Annotated in this window: 12 protein-coding genes and 1 tRNA gene; 3 read left to right on the forward strand and 10 right to left on the reverse strand. The window is 50.3% G+C overall.

The genetic code is table 11. The features are described from left to right. The first annotated feature begins 4 nt into the window (after positions 1-4). Entirely contained in the window at positions 5-622 is a 618-nt protein-coding gene (locus ABEB26_RS13045; protein ID WP_345722458.1) for a YigZ family protein, read from the forward strand. Here ABEB26_RS13045 and ABEB26_RS13050 read toward each other — a convergent pair. Then, complete coding sequence (locus ABEB26_RS13050; protein WP_345722459.1) at positions 619-1176, reverse strand: GNAT family N-acetyltransferase; 558 nt, start codon at positions 1174-1176, stop codon at positions 619-621. The genes ABEB26_RS13045 and ABEB26_RS13050 overlap by 4 nt on opposite strands. A gap of 101 nt (positions 1177-1277) precedes the next feature. On the opposite strand from ABEB26_RS13050, the gene ABEB26_RS13055 reads away from it, so the two are divergent. After that, positions 1278-1363 (forward strand) — tRNA-Leu (locus ABEB26_RS13055). A gap of 232 nt (positions 1364-1595) precedes the next feature. Here ABEB26_RS13055 and ABEB26_RS13060 read toward each other — a convergent pair. The 3 genes from ABEB26_RS13060 to ABEB26_RS13070 all read right to left on the reverse strand — a co-directional run bounded on the left by ABEB26_RS13060 (position 1596) and on the right by ABEB26_RS13070 (position 2735). Further along, positions 1596-1817, reverse strand: a complete 222-nt coding sequence (locus ABEB26_RS13060; RefSeq protein ID WP_345722460.1) for a hypothetical protein — start codon at positions 1815-1817, stop codon at positions 1596-1598. Between the two features lie 91 nt (positions 1818-1908). After that, positions 1909-2217, reverse strand: coding sequence for a hypothetical protein (locus tag ABEB26_RS13065; RefSeq protein ID WP_345722461.1), 309 nt, complete (start codon positions 2215-2217; stop codon positions 1909-1911). 23 nt (positions 2218-2240) lie between these two features. Beyond that, entirely contained in the window at positions 2241-2735 is a 495-nt protein-coding gene (locus ABEB26_RS13070; protein WP_345722462.1) for a hypothetical protein, read from the reverse strand. 629 nt (positions 2736-3364) lie between these two features. On the opposite strand from ABEB26_RS13070, the gene ABEB26_RS13075 reads away from it, so the two are divergent. Next, positions 3365-4399: a lamin tail domain-containing protein gene (locus ABEB26_RS13075; protein WP_345722463.1), complete on the forward strand. Its 1035-nt coding sequence runs from the start codon at positions 3365-3367 to the stop codon at positions 4397-4399. Between the two features lie 87 nt (positions 4400-4486). On the opposite strand, the gene ABEB26_RS13080 is transcribed toward ABEB26_RS13075, so the two are convergent. From ABEB26_RS13080 to ABEB26_RS13105, 6 genes are all read right to left on the reverse strand, one after another. Then, the gene (locus tag ABEB26_RS13080; RefSeq protein ID WP_345722464.1) at positions 4487-4765 is read right to left on the reverse strand and encodes a hypothetical protein; all 279 of its coding nucleotides are present in this window, start codon (positions 4763-4765) and stop codon (positions 4487-4489) included. Positions 4766-4816: 51 nt separating this feature from the next. Beyond that, on the reverse strand, positions 4817-5650 hold the full coding sequence (locus tag ABEB26_RS13085; RefSeq protein WP_345722465.1) for a TylF/MycF family methyltransferase: 834 nt from the start codon (positions 5648-5650) through the stop codon (positions 4817-4819). 224 nt (positions 5651-5874) lie between these two features. Beyond that, positions 5875-7068, reverse strand: coding sequence for a glycosyltransferase (locus tag ABEB26_RS13090; RefSeq protein ID WP_345722466.1), 1194 nt, complete (start codon positions 7066-7068; stop codon positions 5875-5877). A 243-nt stretch (positions 7069-7311) separates the two neighbouring features. Then, on the reverse strand, positions 7312-8082 hold the full coding sequence (locus ABEB26_RS13095) for a thioesterase II family protein (protein ID WP_345722467.1): 771 nt from the start codon (positions 8080-8082) through the stop codon (positions 7312-7314). Then, complete coding sequence (locus tag ABEB26_RS13100; RefSeq protein ID WP_345722468.1) at positions 8060-11968, reverse strand: type I polyketide synthase; 3909 nt, start codon at positions 11966-11968, stop codon at positions 8060-8062. The genes ABEB26_RS13095 and ABEB26_RS13100 overlap by 23 nt, the downstream gene beginning before the upstream one ends. Before the next feature lie 17 nt (positions 11969-11985). Beyond that, positions 11986-15369 carry a non-ribosomal peptide synthetase gene (locus ABEB26_RS13105; RefSeq protein ID WP_345722469.1) on the reverse strand — a complete coding sequence of 1128 codons (3384 nt, stop codon included), beginning with the start codon at positions 15367-15369 and terminating at the stop codon, positions 11986-11988. Positions 15370-15397 lie beyond the last annotated feature (28 nt).

Raw genomic sequence — 15397 nt, forward strand, 5'->3', positions numbered from 1 at the left:
TTCGATGACTCCAACTCGTTATCAAATTCCGGCGGCTGAGCATGAATTTGAACAAGATATCAAACATTCGCGCTTTATTGCGACGGTTGTGCATGCGCCAAGCGTAGCTGAAGCCAAACAAGCAATTGCCACGATTGTCGCGCGTTATCCTGATGCAACCCATAATTGTTGGGCGTTTCAAATTGGGCTTGGTCCCCAAGCCGACATTGGCTCATCCGATGATGGCGAGCCTGCTGGCACAGCTGGTCGCCCGATGTTGCAAGTGTTGCAGGGCAGTGGCATTGGCGATATTGCAGCAGTCGTAACCCGCTATTTTGGCGGAATCAAATTAGGTAGTGGCGGCTTGGTTCGGGCTTATAGCGGAACCTTACAAAAAGCCCTCAATCATTTACCAACCAAAGAGCAAGTCATTCGTCGTACTGGTATGGTGACGATTAATTACAATCAATACGAATTATTGCGGCGTTTGCTGAATACCTTTGATCCAGTGATTGAAAGTGAAGATTTTGCCAGCGATATTACCTTGATGCTGGCATTGCCTCAAGATCGCTGGCAAGAATGTGCGGCGGCTATTCGTGAATTAACCTATGCTGAAAGCGAATTAATCGCGCTTGATGATTAAATAATTGGCGTTGTATGATCCATTTCAAAGTGGATATTTTGAAATTCGCCCTGATCAGGCCGATCATCATAGATTTCAATGGTTGGGAGCGAACGCCAAAATTGCTCAGCTCCAGCAATTGCGGGGTTAGTATGCAAATAAATTGTACGATATGTGCCTTCCTGCAAAATCCAATCGCGGGTTAGGCTGACCAAACGGCGAGCCAAGCCAGCCCGACGATGGGCTTGATCAACATAGACCCGCACAAGTTGGGCGGTTGTGGCAGTGCTATAACGCTCAACCAGCCATTCTGGTTTGTAGGGTGGCTTAGGGCCGCCAGTTCGCACGGCGCAGGTTCCAACAACCTCGTTGGTTGCGCGAACGACCGCTACAAACAAGACTTGGCGAGGGTTATCCAAATAGGCTTCGGCTAAATTATCAACATCGGTATGCCATTTGGCGATATAGCCATAGCCAAAATCTTGCTCAAATGTGCGTAACATCAACTGGCGTGCGCCTGCTAAATCGGCGGTGGTGGCTTCACGTAGTGTATAGATCCCATGCTCAAGGCTCATGCCAGTACCTCATCCTAATTAATTTTACTGATATATTATATCAATAAATGACCAACTAATTTGCCAAAAAATCTAATATGCGCTATAATACCGCTCGTTGCGCCGAGGTGGCGGAATGGCAGACGCTGAGGTCTTAAACATCTCTCCTCGCAAGGGGGTGCGGGTTCGACTCCCGCCCTCGGCACCAACAACCGATGTGGCCGCGTTCACTCCTATGTGAACGGGGCTATCGGGGTACTTTGCACCAAGCATTTTGCTATTCAGTTGGTAAGGTGCGGGTGCTGTACCTTGGCGGTTCTCAACCAGCAATGTTGGCGCATCACTGGTTGCTCACGCCGCCTCTCTCGTCTTTGGCCGACGATGGGCCGTTGCTAACGGTTCAGCCCTCGGACTGCCTCACGATAGCGGTGAGGCCTGCGCTAGCTACGAGTTTGGTTCGTCGCTAGCGCTTCGTTTTTTAAATATTGCTGAAATTCAGGATAGCGGTCGAGATAAGCGTCAATTAGAATGTTTTGAACGTCGTCAACGGTGATACGATCGTCGGTGTGCTTCAGCGCTATAATCGACTTGATTTGCCGTAAACGGTCTGATGTATCATCAGTTAGACTGAGATGTACTAGTTTTTTCTTTGGCTTTGCCATTACATAAACCCCCTTTCGTTAGTGCTAACATCATATACAACATATATAATGTTATATGTAGTATAACATTATATATGTTGCTCGGCACTAACTATTTTGCCCCATCTACCAGTCGCCCTTGAGCATCGGTCTTAGATTTACAGTAACTACCATCGCCCATTTTCGCGACACAATAGAACGTGCCTGGGACTTTGGTAGACGGTTTCATGGCTCCGTGGTATGGGCAAACGGGTGCAGCCCGCTCTTGTTCGATTTGAGCCGCCTCAGAATGGCCCTTGGTTGGCGGCACTGCGCCGATGCCATCGAGTCGATCTATGATTTTATTTAGGTCGTCAAAATTTTCGACCTCTACCGCGATCGGATAATCGCGGTAGATTGCTTGGACGATAAACTTTGCCATAATCATTACCTCGCTATTACTAACTATGCTACACGAGCCGCGCGGCGCAACAACCCAGCTGCGGCTTTGTGCCAGCAGCGCAAGCCACGGCGTGCGGCCTCGCATTGGCACGGCTCACCACTCACCAACCGATATTGCTTGTTGCGGGTTGCTGAGCGAATGACTACCACGCTGCTGGTGAACATCCATTGGCCTTTGGCTAACTCATCGAGTGCCTTGGTTACTGCCCCACTCCATTCTGGAGCAATCTCGTAGGCATAGTCGGCAGCTTCAGCAACGCGCTCGCGGGTAATCGCGGCGGCTGGAGCTTCGGCAGCTGGGGTTGCTTCGGTCATTTCTTCGGCTTCGTTGATACTGTTTGGGGTGCGAGCGAGGAGATTGTAGACATACTCATTGGCTTTTGATTCAGCTTCCGAGTAGGAACCAGCGTAGCCAATTAATTCACCATTGACTTTGATTGAAAAATCTTTGGTAGCGCGATCATAGTCGATTTGTTTGGTATAATTCGTGGTGGTCATTGAAAGCCTCTAACTTTCTGTGACTATGCCCGTTGCGATCTGATTCATCGCTGCGGGCTTTTTATTACTTGTATATTATTATACTACTTTATACTATATTGTCAATACTCTTTTTTGGGGGGCCGCGCGGAACTGGGGGGCGATCCTTCCTCCTCCTCATAAGCTTGGTTATTCCACGATATTCGTTCATTAGTTGGTCACTCCATAAAAATCAAAATCAAAAAAACCTCCTCCTCCACCTTCTCGCTTTTTGCAAAATTTTCCTTTCTAATTTAGTTAACTACGATATAGGAGGTTAACCTATATCTGGTAGATCTCTTTAAAGGATGCATGGGAACGTACATTCCCATGGCATGGGAACGTAGGATCTCATGGGTATGAGCGATGGGAACGTACATTCCCATTGGTTAAAATGGATTTACCGTCGCTTGCTAACCAAAAAAGTCTATTCCTTGCCAGCCGAGATCTTAAACATCTCTCCTCGCAAGGGGGTGCGGGTTCGACTCCCGCCCTCGGCACCAACCACAGGCCTGTTGATCATATCGATCAGCAGGCCTGCTGTATTTAACCGCTGCAAAAGCCCGAGGTTTGGTATACTAGCAACGGAGTTTTTTAGCCGAGGATCTACTATGCGCCGTTGGATTTGGCTGTTGCTGCTTGTTGGTTTCTGGCCGCGAACTGCTGCTGCTCATAATTTGTGCTTTGTCGAAGTGAGCAACCCCTATTGTTTGGAAGAGCCATTCAGCGATTATTGGGAAGATAATGGTGGCCTGCCAGTCTTTGGCTACCCAGTTGCTGCTGCTAAAGCTGAAGCAAACCCCGATACTGGCATGAGCTACCATACTCAGTGGCTTGAACGTAATCGTTTTGAAGTGCACCCTGAGAATGCTGGTACGGCCTATGAGGTGCTGTTGGGTTTATTGGGCAAAGAGCGCTTGCAGCAACTTGGGCGCGGCATTGCCCCGCGCGAGGCTGGGCCACAAGCAGGTTGTTTGTGGTTTGAAGAAACTGGCCATAATGTGTGTGATCAAGCTAATGGGCTTGGTTTCAAAAGCTACTGGCAATCGCATGGCCTCAAAATTCCTGGCTTGGATAACTATGCCCGTTCGTTACAATTGTTTGGTTTGCCCTTGACTGGCGTTAACTTAGAAACCAACGCTAATGGTGATACGGTGCAAACCCAATGGTTCGAGCGTGCACGGCTTGAGTGGCATCCTAACAATCCTGATCAATTTAAGGTGTTGTTGGGCTTGTTGGGCAAAGAAGTGTATACCAATCGCTGGAATATACCTCAACCCCAACCGACTCCAACCCCGGCCCCAATCGTAACGCCTACGCCTGCACCGCCACCACCATCATTTAATAATTGTCAAGCTGATCCAACCGTCGCGAGCAATTTCCCAGTGAAAATTGTCAGTGTCGATAAACGCGCTGAAACTGTTGTGATTCAGAATCTGAGCAATGCCCCAGTGGCAATTGATGGCTGGAAAATCTGTAGCATTCGCGGCAATCAGTTGCATGCAACCTTGGGTGGCAGCTTGGCCGCTGGCGAAACTCGCACGATTAATTCTCAGGCATCAGGGCCAATTTGGAGTAATAGCGAAAAAGATGATGCGTCGTTGTACGATGCCCAAGGAAGCCTAATTTCATTTTTGGAAGATTAAGTATAGCTCGCTATTACGATCTAAATTAGCAAAACGGCCCAACCAGTAATTTGGTTGGGCCGTTTTTGTATGCCTGAGTTTGGTTAATTAGTTCATGACGAGGGTTGCGATAAAGGCTAGATAGGTGATGCCTGCTAGGGCGGCTAGCAAGCTGGCCAAGGTTGAGGCTCCGACACTACGTAAAAAGATAAAGCCTGCAATCAAGACCCAAACTAGGGTATGGCCCCAACGCAAAATCAAATAGCGAATGCTGGTGGTATCGCCTGGCACTTTGTCACTTGGCCAGACATACACGAAGATTGCCGCAATCACTAACGCCAACATCGACCAAACCACCGAGGGGATGCCTAAAAATCGGGTGTTCACTTGGACTCCTTCACACTAAGGCTTCTCAGGTTGATTGACAAACCAGCCACACTACAGCTTTTGCCAAAAAACTGAGTCTTCATCAATTGGCTGCATGGTCACTTCTGCGCCAATTGATTCAAGATAATCATGCACGGCGTTGTAGCACTCTTCAAAGGTTGCATAATCATCAACAATCACATAGCCACCTTGAGAAACTTTGGGATACAAAGCTTCTAAGGCATCGTAGGTTGAATCATATAAATCGCCATCAAGCCGTAAAAGCGCTAAATTATCGATTGGAGCTTGATGCAGGGTATGGCAAAACCAGCCCTTGAGGAACTTAACTTGGTCGTCAAGCAGGCCGTATTGCTCGAAATGTTGGCGTACATCCTCGTAAGATGTGCCTTTCCAAAGTAGATCGAGAATATCTTGGATGGGCTTGGGTGGCGGCCCATGCTGATCTTGAGGCAAGCCAGGCGATTCGGTTTCGCCGAGCAGGCCTTCTTCTTCGTTTTTGGGAAAGCCTTGAAAGGAATCGGCAACCCAAACCGTGCGGTCATTGCAATTGTACGCTTTGAGAATGCCACGCATAAAGATCGTCGCCCCGCCGCGCCATACTCCGGTTTCGATCAAATCGCCTGGGATTTGCTTTTCGAGAATATCGGTGACCAAGCTTTGAATATTATTAAGCCGATGCATGCTGAGCATGGTATGAGCTTGGCTGGGCCATTCGTGGCCGTTAAGCCGTTTTTCACGGTCAAAGGTGCTGTAGGGGCCAGTGTAGGGTGCATTGATGCTAAATGGCTCATAGACAATATTGCGTAATGGCTGGTCTTCATAAACCAAGCCCATAATACAACGCTTCAATAGATCAAGGTAAAGCTGGGCTGCTTCGTTCGCCATTGGTTGATAATCTCCCTTGTAAAATGGTTGGTTGTATTAGAATGATTAATGCTCCTCACCCACTAGTCTCTCTCCGTGGAAGGGTAGGTTGTTCACCCCCCTTCCGTCCCGCCTCAAGGCGGAAGACGCAGGGGGCTTTAATCCCCCTGCACCCCCTCAAGGGCATTATGTGGTGGTCAACCATCTACCGATGAACTATGGATTCTGTGGTTCGCAGCGCAAACCTAGCCTTTTTTGTGTGCCAGATTAGTTAATAGCTCTATTACGCGCTCAGGGCCAGGTAGGGCTTGAATTTCGGCTTGAAAACGTTGGGCATTGTTGCGATAACGGGCGGTTTGTAGCAGCTCACGCACGCTAGCCCGAATCGACTCAACCGAAAATTCTGGAACCCATTGGTCGAAAAATTCCTTGGGTTGGTTGGGCAAGCGTAAGACTTTGCCTAAACCAAGCTCGGCGGCTCGCATGGCTCCAGCAGGCTCTTCACCTGCAACTGGAATCATCAGCAATGGCATGCCATGGCTGATTGCCGCCATGATTGTGGCAAATGGACAGTGCGTTATAAATAAATCGCAATAGGGAAACAGCAATGCTTGAGGAATGTATTGCTCAATGTACACATTCGCAGGTTGGGGGCCAAACTGCGCCGGATCTTGCTTGGTTCCGACGGTCAAAATCAGGTTAATCGGCTCATCGCGCAAGGCCTCAAGAATCATTGGGAAGATTGTTGGCGTATCGAAAACTGAACTCATCGAGGCATAAACGGTTGGTCGATCTGGTAGTTGGCTGACCCACGCTGGTAAATCGCCATCGCTAAACCGCGTAAAGCGCAATGGCCGTAACGATTCCATGGTTGGAATTTCCTTGGGCTGGAACGATTGCGGGGCGAAGGCTAAATATAACGCTGGATAGAGCATATCCATGGTTGGATAGGGTGCAAGGCCATAGGTGCTGCGCAAATAGGCTAATTCTTCGCCTATCAATGATTCGAGGGCATTGGCCGAAAGAAAATAGCTGATGCTGATTGTCGCTTGGGGAATGCCCAAAATTTCGGCGGCCACACAACTGCCAAACTCAAAATCGTTGCGCACAATCAGATCTGGTTGCCATGTTTGGCAAATATTCAGCAAATCGGCAACCATGGGGTGAGCAGCAGCATCGGCAAAAATGCTGCCCAAAATTGCCTGGCCTTGCTCGGCAAATGGTAGCTCGAAAATTTCAGGAAACGTTTGATCCATTTCGGAGGAAAGCCAGTTTAAGCCAGCAGCGAAGGTGTTAAACCCTTTGGCATTGATGCTTGGTAACATCTTCGGCGATGTAGCAAAGGCAAGATCATGGCCAGCCTCTTGCAAAATTTGCGCGACTGGCAACATGGGGTTTAAATGACCTATTCCAGGATTGAGAACAAATAATGCACGCATGAGCGTTCCTTTCTGGCTTGGTGGCGGAATTTCCGCTGTGAACAATGCTGGTCGCTACCTTCCGCTGAGCTAAAAGCTTATCGGTGATGGTTTATTAGATTAACAACCATTGCTCTCGTCCCTCACCCCCAACCCATGGGGTATACTATTCGAGCATTTCCCCCTCGCCTCGCGGGCGGGAGAGGGGGCTAGGGGGTGAGGGAATGCAATCCATTGTTAATCTAATAAACCATGACACTGATCCTATCGAATTGAATTGACTGAGCTGAGCACAAGTTGGAGTTGTTGGTTGACATGCTGTTGTAGCTCGTGCTGCGATGGATTGTGCAAATAAAAATGATCGCCAGCCATAATCTGTACCAAACACTCATTGCTGGTATGGTTGCGCCATAATTCAAGTTGCTCGGCGGCGACGCTTGGATCAGCTTGCCCACCATAAACCACCATTGGGCAATCAAGCACAATCGAGTCGTCATAAAGATAGGTTTCACAGACGGCAAAATCGGCGCGTAAAATCGGAGTCAACAAGTCAAGCAATTCTGGGTGTTGCAACACCTCTTTGGGTGTGCCATTGAGTTGTATCAAGCGATCCCAAAATTGCTGATCGGGTAATTGATGAATCACGCTTTGACGTGGGATATGCGGTGCGGCATGGCCCGAAACCAAGAGCACTTGCGGCTGGAGTTGATGATCCCGCTGCAAGCGCCGACTCAGTTCATAGCTGACCAACGCCCCCATACTATGGCCAAAAAAGACGAATGGTTTTTCTTCCAGCAGCGGTTTGAGCGCTGGAATCAAATCGTCGAGCACTTGCTCAATGCGGGTATAGGCTGGCTCCATGAAGCGTTTGCCACGGCCAGGCAGTTCGACGGCGCAAATTTCTACATCTGCGGCGAGCTGTTGCGTCCACTGGTGGGCACGTTGCGCCGTGCCCCCAGCATAGTGAAAACAAAAGAGCCGCAGGGCGGCGTTAGGTTGCTTGCGCAACCATTCAATCCATAATGGCGATTTCATTTGATCCTTCATGGTGTGATGTTGTCAAAGATGGATTTGCCGCAACGTTGTGTAACGCTACCGCGAGCTGACTAGCCAAGATTGGCAACGACGGTTCGTTCAACAGGGTGTTGTGCGTGCCTGGAATAGTTTGAACTTGAATTTGGCCTGTGACAAACTGGCTCCAGCCCAAATCGGCCATGCGGTAGGCTTCATTCAGTTGGTCGTCGTGCTCGCCTGCCAAATCGGCGGCCCGTAAAATCAGCAAATCATTGGGATATTTAACTGGCTGATAACTCCAAACTGCTTGCGAGTGGGTGCGGAAGGTGCTGACAAGGTGGCGCAAACGTTGTAAGGTGTAGCTTTCGGGCAAGCCAAGATGTTGCTTGATAATGCTCAGCAATTCGTTCCAAACTGCCTCACTGGCCGCAGCTTTGGGATCGTCGATACCTAAAATGTTGGCATCAACCCCAAGCATGGCGATCAACAGCTCCAAATCAGTTAATGTTGCTGGTGATGTACCAGTTAGTTTGGCGGGAGTGTCGATCAGGGCCAGCAAGCCAACTGTTTCGCCTTGGGCCACTAATTGGCTGGCAATTTCAAAGGCAATCGAGCCACCCATCGACCAACCACCAAGCAGATATGGCCCTTGCGGCTGAACCTGACGGATATCGCTGAGATAGCGTTGCGCCATGACTTTGATATCGTCAAGCGGCATTTCGGGATATTCCAAGCCAAAGGCCTGCACTCCGTAAAATGGGCGCTGCGTGCCGAGCAATTGGGCTAAGGCTGCATAGACATTGGCCATGCCGCTCATTGGGTGAATACAAAAGAATGGTGCTGCTTGGCCTTGTGGCTGCAGGCGTACCAACGACGATAATTCGCCTGCTTGATCAGCAGTTTGGGCTTGCACAAGTTGGGCTAGCTCAGCAATTGTTGGCGCTTCGAATAAACTGCGCACGCCAATTGTGGTATGCACTTTTTCGGTGAGATGGGTCGCAACTTGTAAGGCGAGCAGTGAATCGCCGCCCAACTCAAAGAAATTGTCGTGAATTCCAATCAGTGGCACGCCTAACACTGCACCCCATAGCGCGGTGATCATATGCTCAAGGTTGTTGCTGGGAGCCACATATTCGCTGGTCAGATTAGGCCGTTCGTAGCCAGCGCTGACCTCGGTTTGCTCGCTGGTTTCGGGCAAGCTATAACCACCTTGGGCCGCTTCGAGCAAGCTCGGGCCTTGGGTTTCAGTGTTGATAAATTGCTCGACCCAGTAGCGTTTGCGTTCGAAGGGATAGGTTGGCAGGGCCACGCGGCGACGCTTGATCTCGCTTAGTTTGGCCCAATCGATCGCCACACCAGCCAACCATAACCGCCCAACTGCATTCAACAAACATTGGGTATCAGTTTGTTGATCTTGGGGATGGCGCATCGACTGCGCTACCACCCGTTCGGCTCCAAAGTTGGCTTGAGCGCGAGTTAAGGTTGTGAGGGTTTGGCCAGGCCCAACTTCAAGAAATAGATGAGCTGGATTTTGCAAAAGTTGGCTCATTCCAGCGCTAAATCGCACGGTCGATTGTAAATGCTCAGTCCAATAATTTGGGTTTGACCATTGTTCGTGGCGCATCCAACCGCCAGTTACATTGGAAATATAGGGAATTGTGGCTGGTTGCATGTTGATCGTCTGGGCAAAGGCCGCAAATTCGGCCACAATTGGCTTGAGCAAACTGGAATGGGCAGCGACGCGAATTGGCAAACGTCGGTATTTGATCTCACGGCGTTCTAGCTCAAGCTCAAGCGTCTGAATCGCTGTAATCGAGCCAGCCACGACCGAATGTTCTGGACCGTTGACTGCTGCTAGCGAAAGTTGCTCACCGAGCAAGGGCAAAACCTCAGCTTCAGCGAGGGCAATGTTGATCATCGCACCATCTTCAAGCTGATCCATCAAGCGGCCACGTAGCTCAACCAAACGCAAGGCCGCCTCAAGCGAGATCGAGCCAGCCAAATGGGCTGCGGTATATTCGCCCAAGCTATGGCCAATCAAGGCGACAGGCTGAATGCCCCATGCTAGCCATAATTGAGCCAAAGCATATTCGCTGATAAAAATTGCCAACAAACTGTAGAGCATTGTCGCTAATTGTTGCTCATCAACCTTGGCGTTTTCGCTATATACCAACTGGCGTAGATTGGCGCTGGTTTCAGGTTTGAGCATGCCCAAACAGTGTTCAACCGCCGCACGGAACGTCGGCTGGGTTTGATAGAGTTCTTGGCCCATGCTGGGGTATTGCACGCCGCCGCCTGGAAACATAAACACTACAGCAGGCGTGGCCGCGCTGACTTGGCCGCTGATCATGCGCTTATCGCGTTGGCGCAAAATTTGGCTGGCTTCATCCAACGAGCGGCAAAGCAGCACCCGCCGATGATGAAAGGCTTGGCGACCAACTTGCAAAGTGTAGGCAACATCAGCCAAGGCCAATTGGGGATTGGCCTCAAGGTGCTCGGCCAGATTTTTGGTGGCCGCATTTAAGGTTGCCCGATTACGCCCCGAAATCACCAACATTTGCCAAGCATCAGTTTCCTCAGTTGCTTCAAGCGCTGGCGCTTCTTCCAGCACAATATGCGCATTGGTGCCGCCAATTCCGAATGAACTAACTCCCGCCCGCCGAATCGGCTGATCGCTTGGCCAATCGCTTAGTTCAGTATTGACATAAAATGGCGAGCTTTCAAGCTCAAGCTGCGGATTGGGGGTTTGGAAATGCAAGCTAGCGGGAATTTTGTTGTGATGTAGGGCCAGCACGGTCTTAATCAAACTGGTCACGCCCGCCGCTGTATCAAGATGCCCAAAGTTGGATTTGACCGAGCCAAGCATACAAAACTGAGTTTTATCAGTTTGTTGACGGAAGGCTTTCGTCAAGGCGGCAACCTCGATTGGATCGCCGAGGGCGGTGGCTGTACCATGAGCTTCGATATAGGAAATCGTCGCCGGATCAACCTCGGCCACCGCTTGGGCGGCCTGAATCACGGCGGCCTGACCATCGATGCTCGGTGCGGTGTAGCCAATTTTGAGCGCACCATCGTTGTTGACGGCTGAGCCTTTGATCACCGCATAAATTGAATCGCCATCGGCGAGTGCATCGTCAAGCCGTTTCAAAACCACGATACCTGCGCCGTTACCGTTGAGTGTGCCTTGGGCTTGGGCATCGAAGGTGCGGCAATGGCCGTCAGGGGCGAGAATGCCGCCTTCTTGAGCCAGATAGCCTTGATGTTGCGGCACGGTGATCGAAATTCCGCCAGCTAGCGCGATATCGCATTGGTAGCCCAACAGGCTTTGGCAGGCCAAATGGGTTGCTACCAATGAAGTTGAACAGGCACTTTGCACGCTAAAACTTGGCCCGCGCAAATTCAACTTATAGCTGACTCGGGTGGGCAAAAAGTCTTTGTCGTTGCCCATGATCAATTGAAACAGATCGGGAATTGTGCCCCGGCCTTGTTGGCTAGCAAGGTTACGCAGCAAGTAGGTATTGAGGCTGGAGCCAGCAAACACTCCGATCAAACCGGGGTAGGTTGAGGCGTTGTAGCCTGCATGCTCCAAGGCTTGCCAAGCACACTCCAGAAAAATTCGTTGCTGCGGATCGAGCAATTCGGCCTCGCGTGGCGAATAGCCGAAAAAAGCTGCATCGAATAGCTCAATGCCTTCGAGTACCGAGCCAGCTTTGACATAGCGCGGATGGGCTAATTGCTCAGGCGTTACGCCTGCGGCCAGCAGTTGCTCATCATCAAAAAAGCTAATGCCCTCGGCTCCAGCACAAAGCTGCTGCCAAAAACGATCAGGATCGGCAGCGCCAGCCCAGCGCCCCGCTAAGCCCACCACAGCAATATCAAAATTGCCATCGGTTTCATCATAACTCATCGACATATTCCTCTCTGCTAGCGGCGGCGACGTTGGCGTTGCATGGCTTGGCGCTGCTGCTGTGCTCGATTATCGCGATCAACAAAGGTTGAAGCTTGGGTCGATTGTTCGCTGCTCAAGTAAACCGCTAAACTTTGAATAGTTGGATATTTGAACAAATCTAAGAGCACCAACTCGCGGCCTAAAAGCTCTTGCAAGCGGCTATGCACCTGCACCATTGCCAGCGAATTGCCACCAAGATCGAAGAAATTGGCTTGGGTGCTCAGCGCTGGCACGTTTAATACTTCTTGCCAGAGTGTGGTTAATGTTTGTTCAAGGTTGGTTTGGGGTGCAGCATTAGCACTCGTGGCTGGATTTAGGTTGGGCGTATGCTCGGCTAATTTGCGCTGATCGATCTTACCGTTGGGCGTTAGCGGCATGCTTGGCAAGACCACGAAGGCACTAGGTACGGCAAATGCTGGCAGTTTTTGCTTGGCATAGGCTTGTAAATCTGCCGCTAAATCGTAGCTTGCTGGGGCTTGGCTGGTGGCTGCGGCGATTTGCAGTTCGCTTAGGGCATTGCTGCTGGTGCTATTTGCCACAACATAAGCAATCAGCCGCGCCGTGCTGCTGGCTTGATCGTGCACCAACACCACGCTTTGCTCAACTGCTGGATGCGTATTCAGCAGGCTACTAATTTCGCCTAGCTCAATCCGATGGCCGCGTAGTTTGATTTGCTGATCGATCCGTCCAACGAACTCTATTTGACCATCAATGCGATAGCGGCCTAGATCGCCAGTGCGATACAGGCGTTGGCCTAGAGTTGAGCTAAATTGGTTGGGGATAAAGTGCTCAGCGGTCAGATCAGGCCGTTTGAGATAGCCGCGGGCCACGCCAACCCCGCCAACATAGATTTCGCCAATCACGCCAACTGGCACAATTTGCTGCTGTTGATCGAGCAAATAGACCTGTAAATTGGCTAGTGGGCGACCAATCGGTGGCGTACCTGTCAAATGTGGCTCAAGCTGAGTTAGGCTCGCGCAAACTGTGGTTTCGCTTGGCCCATAGGCATTGATCAAGTTGCGATCAACCGCCCAGCGTTGTACCACCTCGTTGCTCGAAGCCTCGCCAGCGGCAATGACCGTGGTCAAGCTAGGGGCTTGATCAGCTGATAAGACTGCCAATAACGATGGAGGCAAGGTTGCCACACTAATATTGTGTTGGCGAATTAGCGCTAATACATCGGTACCGGCGGCTAGACCACCTGCGGGCATCAGTACTAAGCTTGCGCCTGAAGCCAAAGCCATGCCAATTTCCGAGATTGCTGCATCGAAGCTGAACGAAGCAAATTGCAACACTCGGCTTTGCGCCGTTACCCCAAAACCAGCAATTTGGGCTGTTACCAAGTTGGTTAGGCCTTGCTGGCTGACCATCACGCCTTTGGGCTGGCCAGTTGAGCCAGAGGTATAGACGACATAGGCCAAGTTGCTGAGCTGAACGGTACTGGTAAGATTTTGGCTTGGCTCACTGCCATCGCACATTGTTGCCAGATCAAGCACGGTTAAATCGGCATGCTTGAGTTGTTGCACTTTTTCAAGCAAATGGCTTTGGGTCAAAACCAGTGCTGCTTGTGAATCGTTGAGCATCCAAGCCAAGCGCTCGTTGGGATAGGCTGGATCAAGCGGGATATACGCGCCGCCTGCTTTGAGTGTGGCCAACAACCCAATAACCATCGCAATTGAGCGATCGCAGCAGATGCCAACCAAACTTTCAGGACCAACGCCTTGGGCTTGCAACCGATAGGCCAATTGATTGGCACGGCGATTAAGTTCGTAATAGCTGAGTGCCTGATCTTCGCCAATCAGGGCAATTGCCTCAGGTGTTTTGGCAACTTGGGCCTCAAATAGTTGGGCAAATGTAAGCTGATCAGGGTAGGCTTGGCTGGTATTGTTCCAAGCGTTGATAATTTGGGTTTGCTCAGCCGCTGTGAGCATAGCCAATTGTGAGATTTTGGTTTGCGGTTGTTGATTGATGCTGTTGAGTAATGTGACATAATGTTGGCTCATACGCTCAATCGTGCTGGCATCGAACAGATCAACGTTGTATTCAATCGTCGCGCGTAAGCCCTGCTCAAACTCAAACATCGACAGTGTGAGATCGAACTTTGAAGGGCTAGCCACATCTTCCAAAATATCGAAGGCTGAATGCTGACCACCCATCGAAACGTTTTGCAGCACAAACAACACTTGAAATAGCGCTGAACGGCTGAGATCGCGGGTTGGTTGCAGGGCATCGACCAACATTTCAAATGGCAAATCTTGGTGGGCGTAGGCTCCCAGCGCCACTTCACGCACATGCTCCAGCAAATCGAGGAAGGTTGGATCATCAGCACATTTGACGCGCAGCACCAAGGTATTGACGAAAAATCCAATTAGATCTTCCAACTCACGCCGATTGCGGTTGGCGATCGGCGAACCGACAATGATGTCGTTTTGGCCGCTGTAGCGATGCAATAAGCTGACCCATGCGCCGAGTAAGAGCATAAATAAGGTTGCTTGATGCTGCTGGCTAAGCTGATTGAGTTGATTGGTCAGCTCAGTGCTGATCCAAAAGGTGTGGCGACCGCCCTTGAAGGTTTGAATGGCTGGACGTGGGCGATCGGTTGGCAAAGCCAGCACTGGCAATTCACCAGCAAGCTGATTTTTCCAATAGCTGAGTTGTTGATCGAGGGTTTCGCCTTGCAGCCATTCGCGTTGCCAAGCAGCAAAATCGGCATATTGCAAGGCCAATGGTGCAACTTGCGGTAACGGCTGCTGGTTTTCCAAGGCCGTGAAAATCGCCTCAAATTCTTGGATAAAGATCTTGACCGACCAGGCATCAAAGGCAATGTGATGGATAATTAGCAATAAAAGATGCTCGTCGGGGCTGATGCGCAGCAAATTGGCCCGAAACAGTTGATTATGGCGCAAATCAAAGGGGCGTTCAGTTTCAGCTTGCATAAACTGATGCACTGCTGCTTCACGCTCGTTTGGGGTTAATTCACTTAGATCAACAATCGGCATTTCGACGCTTTCCAATGCCATAATTGATTGCTGGGGAATGCCATCGACCATGCTGAAACTGGCGCGTAATGGCTCATGGCGTTGGAAAATCGCGGTCAAACACTGCGTCAAGATGCTGGGCAATTCAGGGTAAACGCCGCGAATCAGAATTGGAATTGAAATGTTGTATAAGGCCGCGTTGGGCTGAAGTTGCTCAATTAGCCAGAGCCGTTGTTGGGCAAACGACAACGGATAACTGCTTTGATCAAGCCGTGGCTGAATCTGTTGGGCGGCTTTATTGGCTTTGTCTTGAATTTTTTGCAAAAGTAAGGCACGTTTGGCTGGCGAAAGTGCCGCTAAACGCTCAGAATAATCACTCACAATCAAACCTCAACTACACACAAAACTA

Source organism: Herpetosiphon gulosus, from assembly GCF_039545135.1.
In the GTDB taxonomy this organism is placed as follows: domain Bacteria; phylum Chloroflexota; class Chloroflexia; order Chloroflexales; family Herpetosiphonaceae; genus Herpetosiphon; species Herpetosiphon gulosus.